Annotated in this window: 12 protein-coding genes, 2 pseudogenes and 1 riboswitch; of the genes and pseudogenes, 7 read left to right on the forward strand and 7 right to left on the reverse strand. The window is 63.1% G+C overall.

What is annotated here, in order from left to right; all coding sequences use genetic code 11:
• The first annotated feature begins 1 nt into the window (after window position 1).
• From N8A98_RS04415 to gcvPB, 5 genes are all read left to right on the forward strand, one after another.
• Window positions 2-490 carry a F0F1 ATP synthase subunit B family protein gene (locus N8A98_RS04415; protein WP_315974530.1) on the forward strand — a complete coding sequence of 163 codons (489 nt, stop codon included), beginning with the start codon at window positions 2-4 and terminating at the stop codon, window positions 488-490.
• A 304-nt stretch (window positions 491-794) separates the two neighbouring features.
• Window positions 795-883, forward strand: a riboswitch (glycine riboswitch).
• 158 nt (window positions 884-1,041) lie between these two features.
• Window positions 1,042-2,208: a glycine cleavage system aminomethyltransferase GcvT gene (gcvT, locus tag N8A98_RS04420; protein WP_262169497.1), complete on the forward strand. Its 1,167-nt coding sequence runs from the start codon at window positions 1,042-1,044 to the stop codon at window positions 2,206-2,208.
• 9 nt (window positions 2,209-2,217) lie between these two features.
• Complete coding sequence (gcvH, locus tag N8A98_RS04425; RefSeq protein WP_262169498.1) at window positions 2,218-2,583, forward strand: glycine cleavage system protein GcvH; 366 nt, start codon at window positions 2,218-2,220, stop codon at window positions 2,581-2,583.
• Window positions 2,584-2,648: 65 nt separating this feature from the next.
• A complete protein-coding gene (gene gcvPA, locus N8A98_RS04430) occupies window positions 2,649-3,992 on the forward strand; it encodes an aminomethyl-transferring glycine dehydrogenase subunit GcvPA (RefSeq protein ID WP_262169500.1) in 1,344 nt (447 codons plus the stop codon).
• Complete coding sequence (gene gcvPB / locus N8A98_RS04435; RefSeq protein WP_262169502.1) at window positions 3,989-5,536, forward strand: aminomethyl-transferring glycine dehydrogenase subunit GcvPB; 1,548 nt, start codon at window positions 3,989-3,991, stop codon at window positions 5,534-5,536. The genes gcvPA and gcvPB overlap by 4 nt, the downstream gene beginning before the upstream one ends.
• 65 nt (window positions 5,537-5,601) lie before the next feature.
• On the opposite strand, the gene N8A98_RS04440 is transcribed toward gcvPB, so the two are convergent.
• From N8A98_RS04440 to N8A98_RS04455, 4 genes are all read right to left on the reverse strand, one after another.
• The gene (locus tag N8A98_RS04440) at window positions 5,602-6,366 is read right to left on the reverse strand and encodes a class I SAM-dependent methyltransferase (RefSeq protein WP_262169503.1); all 765 of its coding nucleotides are present in this window, start codon (window positions 6,364-6,366) and stop codon (window positions 5,602-5,604) included.
• Window positions 6,367-6,594: 228 nt separating this feature from the next.
• Window positions 6,595-7,182, reverse strand: a complete 588-nt coding sequence (locus N8A98_RS04445; RefSeq protein ID WP_262169505.1) for a hypothetical protein — start codon at window positions 7,180-7,182, stop codon at window positions 6,595-6,597.
• 25 nt (window positions 7,183-7,207) lie between these two features.
• On the reverse strand, window positions 7,208-7,702 hold the full coding sequence (locus N8A98_RS04450) for a redoxin family protein (RefSeq protein ID WP_262169506.1): 495 nt from the start codon (window positions 7,700-7,702) through the stop codon (window positions 7,208-7,210).
• A gap of 124 nt (window positions 7,703-7,826) precedes the next feature.
• Window positions 7,827-8,636 carry a protein-disulfide reductase DsbD domain-containing protein gene (locus tag N8A98_RS04455; protein ID WP_262169508.1) on the reverse strand — a complete coding sequence of 270 codons (810 nt, stop codon included), beginning with the start codon at window positions 8,634-8,636 and terminating at the stop codon, window positions 7,827-7,829.
• A gap of 130 nt (window positions 8,637-8,766) precedes the next feature.
• Between N8A98_RS04455 and N8A98_RS04460 the strand changes: the two genes are divergently transcribed.
• Window positions 8,767-9,342 (forward strand): YqgE/AlgH family protein, encoded by a 576-nt coding sequence (locus tag N8A98_RS04460; RefSeq protein WP_113119693.1) that lies wholly within the window; start codon window positions 8,767-8,769, stop codon window positions 9,340-9,342.
• 28 nt (window positions 9,343-9,370) lie between these two features.
• Here the strand turns inward: N8A98_RS04460 and N8A98_RS04465 are convergent, their stop codons facing one another.
• Window positions 9,371-9,979, reverse strand: coding sequence for an EAL domain-containing protein (locus N8A98_RS04465; RefSeq protein WP_262169510.1), 609 nt, complete (start codon window positions 9,977-9,979; stop codon window positions 9,371-9,373).
• 80 nt (window positions 9,980-10,059) lie between these two features.
• Between N8A98_RS04465 and N8A98_RS23415 the strand changes: the two are divergent.
• Window positions 10,060-10,245, forward strand: a pseudogene (locus N8A98_RS23415) (hypothetical protein); the annotation flags it as partial.
• Window positions 10,246-10,343: 98 nt separating this feature from the next.
• Here N8A98_RS23415 and N8A98_RS23420 read toward each other — a convergent pair.
• Both N8A98_RS23420 and N8A98_RS04475 read right to left on the reverse strand, forming a co-directional pair.
• A pseudogene (locus N8A98_RS23420) lies at window positions 10,344-10,499 on the reverse strand (hypothetical protein); the annotation flags it as partial.
• 228 nt (window positions 10,500-10,727) lie between these two features.
• Window positions 10,728-13,712 carry an EAL domain-containing protein gene (locus N8A98_RS04475; protein ID WP_262169511.1) on the reverse strand — a complete coding sequence of 995 codons (2,985 nt, stop codon included), beginning with the start codon at window positions 13,710-13,712 and terminating at the stop codon, window positions 10,728-10,730.
• Window positions 13,713-13,761: the final 49 nt, after the last annotated feature.

Below are 13,761 nucleotides of genomic sequence, written 5' to 3' on the forward strand. Positions count from 1 at the left end.
CATGATGGAATGGATGGACAATAGCTTCTGGGCCACTGTCGGGCTCGTGCTGTTCCTGGCGCTGATCACCTATTTCGGCGTGCCGCGGGTTATCGGCAAGATGCTCGACAAACGCATCCAGCAGATCGCGGATGAACTGGAAGCCGCCAAGAAGCTGCGTGAAGAAGCTGCGGCCCTTTTGGTCGAATATGAGCAGAAGCGCGTCGCTGCCGAATCCGAAGCCGAGGGCATCATTGCCGCCGCCAAGGAAGAAGCCGTGCGCCTGACCGCCGAAGCCCAGGCTTCGCTGGCTGATCTGGTCACCCGCCGCACTCGCGCCGTGGAAGCCAAGATCGCCCAGGCCGAGGCCCAGGCAATTTCCGAAGTGCGCGCCCGCTCCGCCGATGTCGCCATCGAAGCGGCCCGGGCCGTGCTGACCGAGGAAATGGCCAAAAAGGGCGGCCAAGTCGTCGACCGCGCCATTGCCGATGTGGGCAACAAGCTGAACTGAGGCGTTCGGGTCGGATTTAAGTTTTGAGGGCGGGCCGCAAGGTCCGCCCTTTTTGTTTCTACCCTCACCCCTTGAGGGAGAGGGACGGCATTTCTGCGTTCAGCAGAAATGCCAGGGTGAGGGGTGCTGCGCTCGCCCATGCCAGACGCGCATAAAGAGGCCCCCTCATCCCAACCGAAATTCGCCTTCGCGAATTCGGTGCCCCTTCGGGCACCTTCTCCCTCAAGGGGAGAAGGAAGGCGGTGGCAAATCATGCCGTGGTGGCAAACCCACGATTGACGCCCCCCAGAATCTCCACCATGGTGCCCTCACTGCGGGAGAGATTGGATTTTCTCCAGCGCCGAAGGAGCAACCGCCCCGGAAACTCTCAGGCAAAAGGACCGCAGCACAGCTACAACTCTGGAAAGCGGACCGGCACAGCGCTAGGTCCCACCGAAGGAGCAACCGGCGCTCAGCCGGGAAATCTCTCAGGTGATGAGGACAGAGGGGGCACGGAATTCGCCGCAAGGCGAGTGTAGTCGTGTCGCCTTGTTCATTTCCGGGAAGCGTTGATGGCCCAAACCTCCGCCGAAACTCTCAAGACTACGCCGCTTTATGAGCAGCACATTGCCGCCGGTGGCCGCATGGTGCCATTCGGCGGCTATTCCCTGCCTGTGCAATATGCTTCCGGCATCATGGCCGAGCACAAATGGACGCGCGAACATGCGGGCCTGTTCGATGTCAGCCATATGGGCCCAAGCTTTCTCGAACTGAGCACCCGAACCGGCGACGCCGAGGCCGACCACGCTGCCATTGCGGTAGTCATCGAGCCGCTGATCTGCGGCGACATTGCCGGCCTCAAACCCGGCCAGATTCGCTACACGCTGCTGCTCAATGCCCAAGGCGGCACCATGGATGACCTGATGGTCGCCCGTTCGCCCCGCTTCCCCGGCTCGCTCTATATCGTGGTCAATGCCGGCACCAAGGATGCCGACTTCGCTCATATCGCGGAGGCTGCCGGCGACCGCGCCAAGCTGACCCGCGCTGATGACGGCGCGCTGCTGGCGCTGCAGGGGCCGGAAGCCGTCGACGTGCTGGCAGCGCTGCTGCCGGGCGTGGTAGAACTGGGCTTCATGCAGTATGGCCCCTTCGATTGGAACGGGCAGACACTGATCATTTCCCGCTCGGGCTATACCGGCGAGGACGGCTTTGAAATCCTGTCGCCAGCCAGCATAGCCAAAGCTCTCTGGGACACTTTGCTTGCCGATGAGCGCGTCAAGCCGATTGGCCTAGGCGCACGCGACAGCCTGCGGCTCGAGGCGGGCCTGCCGCTTTATGGGCATGACCTCAACGAGACTATTTCGCCCATTGAAGCGGATCTGGGCTTTGCTGTTTCCAAGCGCCGCCGCGAGGCCGCTGACTTTCCTGGCGCCGCCCGCATTCTGGCCGAGCGTGAAAACGGCCCCGCCCGCAAGCGCGTCGGCCTTGTCGTCGAAGGCGCCCCGGCGCGCGAAGGCGCCGAAATCCTTGACGGCGCCGGCGCCGTCATCGGCGTTGTTACCAGTGGCGGCTTTGCCCCTTCGCTTGGCAAGGCCATCGCGCTCGGCTTTGTGCCGCCCGCCCATGTCGCCGTTGGAACCCGGCTGCAAGTCAGCGTCCGCGGCCGTGCCCAGGCCGCCGAAGTGGTGCCGACGCCCTTCGTGCCCCATCGTTATTTCCGCAAAACCACATCCAGTTGAGGGATCGTCATGACCACCAAGTTCACCCCTGACCACGAATATATCCGCGTCGAGGGCGCCACCGGAATTGTTGGCATCACCCAGTTTGCCCAGGAAGCCTTGGGCGACATCGTCTTCGTCGAGCTGCCCAGCGTCGGCAAAGTGTTCAAAAAGGGCGATGAAGCCGCCGTTGTGGAATCGGTCAAGGCCGCCTCCGAGATCTATGCGCCCGTGTCGGGCACGGTCACCGAGGTCAATGACGCACTGACCGGCGAACCGGGCCTCGTCAATCAGGACCCGGCCGCCGCCGGCTGGATGTTCAAGATTGCCATTGCCGACGCCAGTGAGTTGGACGGCCTGCTAGATGATGCCGGTTACGCCGAACTGACGAAGTAAAGCGCGCAAACCCGGCCCTTCTCAAGGGTCGGGGTCAGCCGCCAACTGGAAGCCTGAGAGACCCCATGCGCTACCTCCCCCATTCCGACCACGAACGCGCCGAAATGCTCGGTGTCATCGGCGCGGCCAATATCGATGCCCTGTTCAGCGCCGTGCCCGCGCGCGCGCTCAAGAGTTTTGATCTCGGCCTGCCCGCCCATAGCCCCGAATTCCTCGTCGAAGCCCATATGAAGGCGCTGGCCGCCAAGAACCATGCCGGCGCCGATGGCCCGTTCTTCGTGGGCGCGGGGGCCTATCGCCACCATGTTCCGGCGACCGTCGATCATCTGATCCAGCGCTCGGAATGGCTGACCGCCTACACGCCCTACCAGCCGGAAATCTCGCAGGGCACCCTGCAGATGCTGTTCGAATTTCAGACCCAGGTGGCCAAGCTCACCGGCATGGATGTGGCGAATGCGTCGCTGTATGACGGCTCGACCGGCACCGCCGAGGCCGTGCTGATGGCCCGCCGCCTGACCCGCCGCAATAAAATCGTGCTGTCGGGAGGCCTGCACCCGCATTACCGCGACGTGGTCCGCGCCTATCTCAAGGACGATGCGGACCTCGAAATCCTCTCCGCCTCGCCGGAAGGCCAGGGCGATATTCTGGACCATATCGACGAGGCCACCGCGGCTATCGTGGTGCAGACGCCAGACTTCTACGGCCATCTGCGCAATATCAAGAAAGCCGCCGACGCCGCCCATGCCAAGGGCGCCCTGCTGATCGTGGTGATCACCGAAGTCGTCTCGCTCGGCCTGCTCGAAGCCCCCGGCGCGCTGGGCGCCGATATCGTGGTGGCCGAGGGCCAGTCCATCGGCAATGCGCTCAACTTCGGCGGCCCCTATCTGGGCCTGATGGCAACCCGCAAGGAATTCATCCGGCAGATGCCGGGGCGCCTCTGTGGCGAAACCGTTGATGCCGATGGCCAGCGCGGCTTCGTGCTGACGCTGTCCACCCGCGAGCAGCATATCCGCCGCGAAAAGGCGACCTCCAATATCTGCACCAATTCGGGCCTGTGTGCGCTGGGCTTCTCGATCCATATGGGTCTCTTGGGCGAAGCCGGATTTACCCGCCTTGCCCGCCTCAATCACGCCAATGCCTGCAAGCTAGCCGATGCGCTGGCGTCTGTTCCGGGCGTCGAGGTCCTCAACAAGACCTTCTTCAACGAGATGACCATTCGTACGGCCCAGCCGGCAGCTGGCCTTGTCGAGCGCCTCGCCAAGCGCGGCATTCTGGCCGGTGTGCCGGTCAGCCGTCTGGAGCCGACCGATCCGTCCGTGGCCAATCTCATCGTATTGGCCGCCACCGAACTCACCACCGACGCCGATATTGCCGCGCTGTGCGCTGCCCTTTCGGAGGAACTCGCATGAGCATGAACAATCAGGGCCGCCCCACCGGCGTGGGCACTTCGGGCTTTGCCTCCACGTCCGGCTCGGCGCTGCTGCCCAATGAGCCGCTGCTGTTTGAAATCGGCGATACCGAGCATTCCGGCGTCGATCTGCCCGATGTGACGATCTCGACCGCCCGCCTTGGCGGCTTCGAGCGCAAGAGCCCGCTCGATCTGGCCGGCCTCACCGAGCCCGAGGCGATGCGCCATTATGTGCGCCTCTCCCGCCTCAACCACTCGATCGATAGCGGTATGTATCCGCTGGGCTCGTGCACGATGAAGCACAATCCGCGGCTCAATGAAAAAATGGCCCGCTTGCCCGGCTTCTCCGATATCCACCCGCTGCAGCCGGTCTCGACCGTGCAGGGCGCGCTCGAGCTGATGAACCAGCTTTCGCACTGGCTGATGACCCTCACCAATACCGCCGCCGTGGCACTGACGCCCAAGGCAGGCGCGCATGGCGAGCTGCTGGGCATGATGGCAATCAAGGCCGCGCAGGACGCGGCCGGGCAGAGCCACCGCAAGATCGTGCTGGTGCCCGAAAGCGCCCATGGCACCAATCCGGCAACCGCGGCTTTCCTCGGCTACACCGTCAAGCCAATCCCCGCCCGCGACGACGGCACGGTAGATGTGCAGGCGGTCAAGGATGCGCTGTCGCCCGAGGTGGCCGCGATCATGCTGACCAATCCGAATACTTGCGGCCTGTTCGAGCCCCAGGTGATCGAGATTGCCCAGGCCATTCACGACGCCGGGGCCTTCTTCTACTGCGATGGCGCCAATTTCAACGCCATTATGGGCGTCGTCCGCCCCGGCGATCTCGGCATCGACGCCATGCATATCAACCTGCACAAGACCTTCTCGACGCCGCATGGCGGCGGCGGTCCCGGTGCCGGCCCGGTGGTGCTGTCCGAAGCGCTGGCGCCATTCGCCCCAGTGCCCTTCGTACGCAAGGGCAGCAATGGGCTGGAATTGGTCGAACATGCCGAGGGTGACGCTCTGGGCCGCATCACCGCCTTCCAGGGCCAGATGGGCATGTATGTCCGCGCCCTGACCTATATGCTCAGCCATGGCGGCGATGGGCTGGCCCAGGCGGCGCAGGATGCGGTGCTGAACGCCAATTACATCAAGGCGCGGCTGGCCCACGCCTTCTCGGTGCCGTTTGGCGACTACCCGACCATGCATGAGGCGCTGTTCGACGACAGCTTCCTCAAGGATACCGGCGTCACCACGCTCGATTTCGCCAAGGCACTGATCGACGAGGGTTTCCATCCCATGACCATGTATTTCCCGCTGGTCGTGCATGGCGCCATGCTGATCGAGCCCACCGAAAGCGAAAGCAAGCAGACGCTGGACCGCTTCTGCGACGTGATGGAAGAGCTGGCAATCGACGCCAAGGCGGGCAACACGGAGCGGTTCACCGCCGCCCCGATGAAAGCCCCGCGCCGCCGGCTGGACGAAACCCGCGCTGCCCGCTCGCCGATCTTGAAGTGGGAACGTCCGACGGAGTCGTTGAAGGCGGCGGAGTAAGCGACCCACATGCCCCCCTATCAGGGGGAGGCTGGGAGGGGGCATCCCCCTCCCAGCCCTAATCCCTATTCCAGCTTCACCGCCCGCAACCCCAAGAACAGCGGAAACTCCCCCGCCGCTCGCCGGTCCGCCTTACTCTCGCCCTGCGCCGGCAGATCGCTCACCTCCCTGATCCCCGTCAGCGCCAAGCCCGCCGCCGCCAGCGCCTCGGCATAAGCCCCGAGCGGCCGATGATAGCTGCGCGTCGTGCCTGCCTCATGCGACTGCATCGGCACCGCCAGCGGCGTCAGGTAGGAATCGAGGCGGCGGAATTTGAGCCCCCTGCCCTCGTCCCAACCCCAGCCGCTTTGCCGTGGCACACGGAAGCATGGATGCAGCATGACGATGGCCAGCCTCCCGCCCGGTTTGAGCAGCCGCGCGGCGCTCGTCATGGCCTCACCCAGCGGGTTGATGTCCTGGATGGACAGCAGGAAGCAGGCGGCATCGAAGCCGGCTTCGGGCAGATCGGCATGCCGTGGCAGGCGGGTGACGTCGCCGACGAGAAAGCGCCCCACCCTGCCGTGGTGGCGTCGCGCATCGGCAATCAACCTTGGCGACAGATCAACGCCGACAAAGCCGGCGCCGCGTTCAGCAATCGGGGGCGCCAGAATGCCCGGACCACAGCCCAGGTCGGCAATATGCTCACCCCGTTTAGGCGCAAGCAATTCGAGCAGCAGTGGCACGGCGAGCGTGCGGTGATAGCGGCTGCCATTGGTGCCGGTCCAGCCGGCATACCAATGGGCTACGGCGTCCCAGCTCTGTGAGCGGGCGCGGTTTAGATTCTTTTTCATGGATGGTCTCAAGGTCTCGAAAAGCTGTTCGAGAGATGAGACGGCGCCGGTTTCGGAGTTCGGGCGCACAGCCTTCGGCCAGAACCCCGCATGCGCTTACGCCGGCCGCTTAGCAGCCGCACGTATAGTCATGGGTCGACACCGCCCTCAGGCGGTGCGGATGCGAATGGAAAAGAATGCGGTTCTGCACATAACGGAGTTTTTAGCCCGAAAGCGCCTCAGGCGCAATCAGCCCTTGGTGTCGAAGCCGACCCAGATGGTGATGTCCTCGCCACCCAGATAGGGGATGGCGACATTCTCGATCACCTTGGAGAATTCGGCCGATTCCGCAGGCGGGACGACGGAGACGGGGATGGTGTATTTTTCCGAGAACACCGCCGTGCCGTTGCGCTCCACGGCAAAGCGGATGGGGGCGTTGACGCTGGTCTGCTTGCCGCCGGGGCCGAGCAGGATGCGGCCGGCCACACCCATATTGACGGTGATCAAGCCATTGGACACCACGCAATTGCGCGAGCTTTCGTCGATCACGCCCTGATATTGCAGCGCCTTGGGGTCACCTACGCGGCCGCCGCCATAATAATACATGGCCTCAGAGCCTGCGCGCACCTTGATGGGCGGGCATTGGGTGGCAATGGCCGGAAGTGCATTGGACTGGGCCTGGGCGATGGCGGCTGGGCTTGCCGTGGCATTCTGCAGCGACTGATTGGTCGCCGCGCTCTGGCCGCCGCCAAACATGGAGCCCATGGAACAACCCGCCAGCAGCGCCGCAAGGGCGGCGGCAGCGGAAAGGCGCAGCATCGGGAGGAAATTGGTCATCGAATTGGCTCCTTGCGCCTGGGGATCAGCCATTGGCCGTTTCGAGCGCCATCAGCATGGCAGGGGCACCGCTGGCATTGACGCCCGGGCCGTCTTCGACAAAAACCGCATCGGCTTTGCCATTGCGGAACAGGATTGAGGCGCGGGCAAAGCGCTTGCCCATGCCCGAACCCGAGAAATCCTTGGCTAGGCCCACGGCCTCGGCCAATTCGCCATTGCCGTCGGCGATGAATTCAATCTTGCCCAGCGCGCCAGAGGCTTCGGCCCAGGCCTTCATGACGTGATGATCATTGACCGAGGCGCAGACGACCTTGTCGACGCCGGCGGCATTGAGCTTACCCAGGTTGGCCAAATAGCCGGGCAAATGATTGACATGGCAGGTGGGCGTAAAGGCACCGGGCACCGAGAAGAAGGCCACAATGCCACTGCCGAGCACGGCATCGCTGGTGGTGTCGGTGGCGCCATCAGCACCAACAAGTTTGATCCGCACCGACGGAACCGGACTGCCACGTTCGATCATAGAAGGATATGCCCCTGCCTGTGGCGCCAGCTGGCCGCCATTTCCCTTGATAGTCCGGTATCTCGGATATGCGGCTTTTTAACCGCATACAAGACCTATTGGCCCATCCATCCCCGGACTGGTCTCAGTCACCCGCACCGGAGATGGCCCGCGTGACTTCGAAAGCTCCCATATCGGTCATGAATGTGAGCTGAATGTCCTGGTTTTCCAAGTCGATTGGCTCGCTTTTACCCAGGATCGGGATGAGGACTAGGTTGGGTTCCGGGCTTTTTTGCGGCGCCCCGAATAACGGCTCGCCACTGGCGGTCGCGACGATCAGCGAGGCCGGGTCAACAGCAGCATCGCCCAGCTCAATGGCGAGCATGCGATCGGCATTGTCATAGCGCACGGCCCCGATGGGCGCGGCCTTGCCGTCCCAGGGCATGGGCGCCAGGGCAAGAGCCTGGCGGATGCGCAGGCCGTTGGGCCGGTCCGGCTCGGCATCGTCCAGCTTCAAGGAGAAATGCGCCTGTGCCGGCACACAGATTTCCGAGCAGACGCCCAGCGTGGTGAAGATTTCGGCCGCTGCCGCCTCATCCGAGACGGTTACGGCGATGGGTAGGACCAGAGGGCCATAATAGACATAGTCGAGATAACCGTCGGTCTCGTCCCGCTTGGGATAGGGCCAGACGATGTGATGGTCCGTCACGCCGCTCGAGCCAGTGAAATCGAGCACGGTGGGCAGGCCGGTTTCGCCCGGCACGCGCCAATAGGTCTTGGTGTTTTCCGGCATCGAGATTTCAAGGCCGAGCAGGGTCTTGCCATCGGGCTTGACCTGGCCGGAGCTGATCAGCCGCAGCTTCACGCCGGGGGCGACCTCCTGCCATGGCGTTTCGCCCGCAAGGGCGGGGGTGAGCGTGGCGGCAAGGAGGGCAAGGGCGGAAAGAAGCTGCATGAACACAGCCATTAGCGCACCAGGAAATGAAGAAATAGCTGACGCGCAATCAGGCCTTCGTGATGGCTGCATGGGCCTCTTGCGGGCCGCCAGCCTTGTCGCATGCGGATGGGACGCCTACAATTAAGCCATGAATTCGCTTGAAGGCCAGTTTCTGGTGGCCATGCCAGATATGGAAGATGAACGCTTCGCCGAAAGCGTAATCCTCATTGTCGGCCATGGCACCGAGGGTGCCATGGGGCTGGTGGTCAATCACGAATTGGCCAATCTGCGCTTTGCCGATGTTATCGACGAGCTCGACCTGGGCGATCCGGACGCGGTGATCCGCCTGCCCGATTCGATCCGGCAGGGCGTGGTGATGCGGGGCGGGCCAGTAGAAAAGGGCCGCGGCTTCGTGCTGCATTCGGCCGACTATACCAGCGGCAATAGCTACAAGGTCGGCGACGGGGTGTACCTCACCGCCACGCTCGATATTCTCAAAGCCATGGCCTTTGGCCCACGCCCCAAGGCCAGCCTGTTTGCGCTTGGCTGCTGCGGCTGGGGAGCAGGACAGCTGGAAGACGAAATCCGCGAGAATGGCTGGCTGACCGTGCCGTTCTCGCGCGACCTGGTGTTCGAAACCCCGGTGGAAGAGCGCTACAAGGCGGCATTGGCCAGCCTGCATATCACGCGGGCGACGCTGAGTTCCGAGGCGGGACACGCTTAGGGCACTCTTCCCAGGGAGAGGCAAAAACCTACCGCGCCAATTGCGCCGCCAGCTTCTTGCCAAATTCCGCACCCGTCATCGCCGCCCCAAACGCAAAGCCCTGGGCGTAGCGGCAATTGAGCTGACGCAGACGCTCGATTTCATCCAGCGTTTCGACGCCCTCAGCGATCACCATCAGGTCGAGATCGGTCGCCAATCCCACCACCGCCTTGATGATCGGCGCCTGGGTATGGGCGATGCCATTGTCGTCGCTCATCTTCACGAAGGCGGCGGGGATTTTGATGGTGTCGAATGGGAAGCGGTGCAGATAGCTCAACGAGGAATGCCCGGTGCCGAAATCGTCGAGGGCGAGGCCCAGGCCCAGATTACGCAATGCCTGCAGCATATAGGCGGAATGCTCCGGATTGGTCATCACCTGGCTTTCGGTGATTTCGAGCTTGAGGTGACGCGCCAATTCCTTGTCCTGGCTGACCAGGCTGCGCATGTCATTGAGCAGGGTTTCGGTGGCGAGCTGGCTGGGCGATAGATTGACCGAGATGAAGAATTCCTCGGGCAAGCCCAGCGAAGTCATCCAGTCCTTGGCCTGGGCCGCGGATTGCTCGAAAGCCAATCGCCCGAGCTTTTCGATCTCGGTCAATCTATCGCCCAGCCAGCTCGCCACCGAAGCCTGCTCAATGACATGCGCAGCCTGGTCAGCCAGGACAAGGATGGCGTCACCTCAAGCTCGAAATCACCGAAAGCCAGGTATTGACCGACGTCCCGGAGCATTCCATATATGCTGCAGGCATTGCGTAATGGGCCTGGGCCTCGCCTCGACGATTTCGGCACCGGGCATTCCTCGTTGAGCTATCTGCGCCATTCGACACCATCAAAATCCCCGCCGCCTTCGTGAAGATGAGCAGCGACAATGGCATCGCCCATGCCGCCGATCTGGAACATTGGTGGATTTTGATGGTGTCGAATGGGAAGCGGTGCAGATAGCTCAACGAGGAATGCCCGGTGCCGAAATCGTCGAGGGCGGAGCCCAGGCGGTGCACCAATGCCTGCAGCATATAGGCGGAATGCTCCGGATTGGTCATCACCTGGCTTTCGGGTGATTTCGAGCTTGAGGCGACGCGCCAATTCCTTGTCCTGGCCAGCCAGGCTGCGCATGTCATTGAGCAGGGTTTCGGTGGCGAGCTGGCTGGGCGACCGTTGACCGGGGCCAGAAGGCCCACCAGGCGATTGGCGCCTCGAGCAATCCGCGGCCCAGGCCAAGGACTGGATGACTTCGCTGGGCTTGCCCGAGGAATTCTTCGGCCTCGGTCAATCTGTCGCCCAGCCAGCTCGCCGCAAAGCCCTGCTCAATGACATGCGCAGCCTGGTCAGCCGGGACTGGGGGCGCCTCAAGCGTCACCGAAAATGACATTCCGCCGCCTGCAGGCGATACTCGTTGAGCTATGCACCGCTTCCCATTCGACACCATCAAGATCCCCGCCGCCTTCGTGAAGATGAGCGACGACAATGGCATCGCCCATGCCCAGGCGCCGATCATCAGGCGGTGAATGGGGATTGGCGACCGATCTCGGCCTGGTGGTGTCGCTGAGCATCGAAGCGCTGGATGAAGTCGGCGTTTCGACGCCCTCAGCGATCACCATCAGGTCGAGATCGGTCGCCAATCCCACCACCGCCTTGATGATCGGCGCCTGGGTATGGGCGATGCCATTGTCGTCGCTCATCTTCACGAAGGCGGCGGGGATTTTGATGGTGTCGAATGGGAAGCGGTGCAGATAGCTCAACGAGGAATGCCCGGTGCCGAAATCGTCGAGGGCGAGGCCCAGGCCCAGATTACGCAATGCCTGCAGCATATAGGCGGAATGCTCCGGATTGGTCATCACCTGGCTTTCGGTGATTTCGAGCTTGAGGTGACGCGCCAATTCCTTGTCCTGGCTGACCAGGCTGCGCATGTCATTGAGCAGGGTTTCGGTGGCGAGCTGGCTGGGCGATAGATTGACCGAGATGAAGAATTCCTCGGGCAAGCCCAGCGAAGTCATCCAGTCCTTGGCCTGGGCCGCGGATTGCTCGAAAGCCAATCGCCCGAGCTTTTCGATCTGGCCGGAGCGTTCGGCCAGCGGCACGAATTCGTCGGGATTGACCACGCCGCGCGTCGGATGCACCCAGCGCATCAGCGCTTCGGCACCGGCCAGCTGGCCAGTCTGAATATCCATCACCGGCTGGAACTGCACATGCAATTCACCCTGCTTCATGCCGCGTTCAAGGTCTTCCTCGCTGGCGCGATTATAGGCCGAGATGGAGCGGGCCGAGGCGCGATAGGCTTCGATCCGGTCCCCGCCCAGGCGCTTGGCGTAATACATGGCCAGCTCGGCATCGCGCAGCACATCGGGGGCGTCAGCGGGGGCGCTGTCATAGATGGTGACGCCGATCGAGGCGGTCAGCGTCAGGTCGCGGTCGCCGAAATTGAACGGCGCCTTGAGCGCCTTGCGGATTTGCTCAGCCGTTTCGGCGATCTTACCGGCGGCCTGTTCGGAGGCGAGAATTACCGCGAATTGGTCTCCGGTGACGCGGGCCACGGTGTCGAGCGGCCGCATGATGCGGGCAATACGGCGAGAAATCGCCAGCAGCACGGAATCCGCGGCGGAATGGCCGATGCGTTCCTCCAGCTCCATGAAACGGTCGATATCGATGAGGAACACCGCCGGCTTGGTGCCGCCCGGCGTTCTGGCGCGCACCAAAGCGCGCTCCAGCCGATCGAGGAACAGCTGACGGTTCGGCAGGCCGGTCAGGCTATCGTGCACCGCGTCATGCAACAGGCGCTCGCGCGCAGCGCGGTCTTCGGTGACGTCCTGCAGAGTGCCGACGATACGGTTAACCTGGCCGTCGCCGCCCAGCACGGGTTTGACCCGCATGCGGAAGCTGCGATAGCTGCCATCGTGGCCGGCAATACGCATATCGGCGGAAACCTTGCCGCGACGCAGTTCGACCAGCGTATCGAAGGCGGTGCGGAAGCGGTCGCGGTCATCGGGATGGACGCGGTCGAGCCAGCGCTTGATAGCACCACGCAGGGCCCCGCGCTTTTCGCCCAGCCTGGTCGCCAATTCGTCCGACACCGAGACACGGTCGCGCTCGATGTTCCAGTCGAAAACGAAATCGCCCGAGCCGGTCAGTGCCAGCGCCCGGCGCTCGACTTCAGAGAGCGTGCCGACCGACACCTGTCCTTCGGAGAAGGCGTGCTGCACGGCAGTAAAGCCAAGCAGCATGACGATGAGCACGAGGCCCCCACCCACCGCAGGTTGGGCCACGTCGTTGGAGACCTGCCCCGAAATTACCAGCCAGGAATAAAACAGCCAGGAGATCAGAATGATCCAGGTGGGCACCAGCAGCACGGCGCGGTCATAGCCGCGCAGTGCCAGCAGCAGGATGAGGAAGAAGCCGGAGAAACCCAGCATGGCCAGCACGAGCCGGGCAATGGTGGCGGCAATGGCGGGCTGGAAGAAGGCGAAGGCAAAGAGCGCCAGGAACAGCGCCGCAAGCCCAAGCGCCAGATGGATGAAGCGCAGATGCCAGCGATGCAGGTTCAGATAGATGAACAGGAACCCGGCTAATGTGGTGGCTATGCCTGCCTCCGAGGCGGCGCGCAGCGGCTGCATACCTCCGGCCGGAATGCCGAGCAGGCGCCCCAAAACGCCAAAGTCGATCAGCAGATAGATCAGCACAGCCCAGGCAAAGGCAGCCGTCGCCGGGAACACGCCCCGGCCCTTGACCACGAACATGATGGTCAAAAACACCGCGGCCAGCGAGGCCACGCCCAGCACCACGCCGCGGAACAGGGTGAAGGAGTTCACATAGTCGCGGTAGGGGTTGGGCTGCCACAGGTAGAGTTCAGGCAATTCGGCCGAAGACAGTTCGGCAACGAAGGTGACCGTAGCGCCCGGATCGAGCGTGATTTCAAACACATCGGCTTCGCTGTCGGTCAGCTTGACCGGACGGATACCGGCGCTGGGGGTCAGCGCGGTGAGGCGGTCATTGCCCAGATCGGGATTGAACACGCCCGAATTGGGCAGCCGAAAAAACGGCGCCACCAGCAGGCGCTCGATCTGCTGGTCACTTTCATTGCGCAGCGCGAACAGGGCAAAGTTTGGATTGGTCCCCTGCTCGCTCGCCAGCACCTCGATGCGGCGGATAATGCCGTCCTCGCCCGGCGCGGTCGACAATTGCACGCGCCCATCGGTGCCGGGGATGATTTCCACCACGGCGGACAGGTTAACGGCATTGACGTCTTCGGGGACCGAGATGACTTCAAAGGCGGCGGATGGCGCGATGGTGAGAAGCGCGAACGCAAGCCACATCGCGAGTGCAAAGAGAGGACGCATCAGGGCCGACTATATCCTGTGGTAGGCTTCATTATGGCAGCGATCCAGC

Origin of the sequence: Devosia neptuniae (assembly GCF_025452235.1) — a bacterium.
Taxonomy (GTDB): Bacteria; Pseudomonadota; Alphaproteobacteria; order Rhizobiales; family Devosiaceae; genus Devosia.

Excerpts from the sequence above, each read along its gene's own strand:
- N8A98_RS04475 (WP_262169511.1), bottom strand. The coding sequence starts at position 13,712 with ATGCGTCCTCTCTTTGCACTCGCGATGTGGCTTGCGTTCGCGCTTCTC.
- N8A98_RS04440 (WP_262169503.1), bottom strand. The coding sequence starts at position 6,366 with ATGAAAAAGAATCTAAACCGCGCCCGCTCACAGAGCTGGGACGCCGTA.
- N8A98_RS04460 (WP_113119693.1), top strand. The coding sequence starts at position 8,767 with ATGAATTCGCTTGAAGGCCAGTTTCTGGTGGCCATGCCAGATATGGAA.
- gcvT (WP_262169497.1), top strand. The coding sequence starts at position 1,042 with ATGGCCCAAACCTCCGCCGAAACTCTCAAGACTACGCCGCTTTATGAG.
- N8A98_RS04445 (WP_262169505.1), bottom strand. The coding sequence starts at position 7,182 with ATGACCAATTTCCTCCCGATGCTGCGCCTTTCCGCTGCCGCCGCCCTT.
- gcvPB (WP_262169502.1), top strand. The coding sequence starts at position 3,989 with ATGAGCATGAACAATCAGGGCCGCCCCACCGGCGTGGGCACTTCGGGC.
- N8A98_RS04455 (WP_262169508.1), bottom strand. The coding sequence starts at position 8,636 with ATGCAGCTTCTTTCCGCCCTTGCCCTCCTTGCCGCCACGCTCACCCCC.
- gcvPA (WP_262169500.1), top strand. The coding sequence starts at position 2,649 with ATGCGCTACCTCCCCCATTCCGACCACGAACGCGCCGAAATGCTCGGT.
- gcvH (WP_262169498.1), top strand. The coding sequence starts at position 2,218 with ATGACCACCAAGTTCACCCCTGACCACGAATATATCCGCGTCGAGGGC.
- N8A98_RS04450 (WP_262169506.1), bottom strand. The coding sequence starts at position 7,702 with ATGATCGAACGTGGCAGTCCGGTTCCGTCGGTGCGGATCAAACTTGTT.
- N8A98_RS04415 (WP_315974530.1), top strand. The coding sequence starts at position 2 with ATGATGGAATGGATGGACAATAGCTTCTGGGCCACTGTCGGGCTCGTG.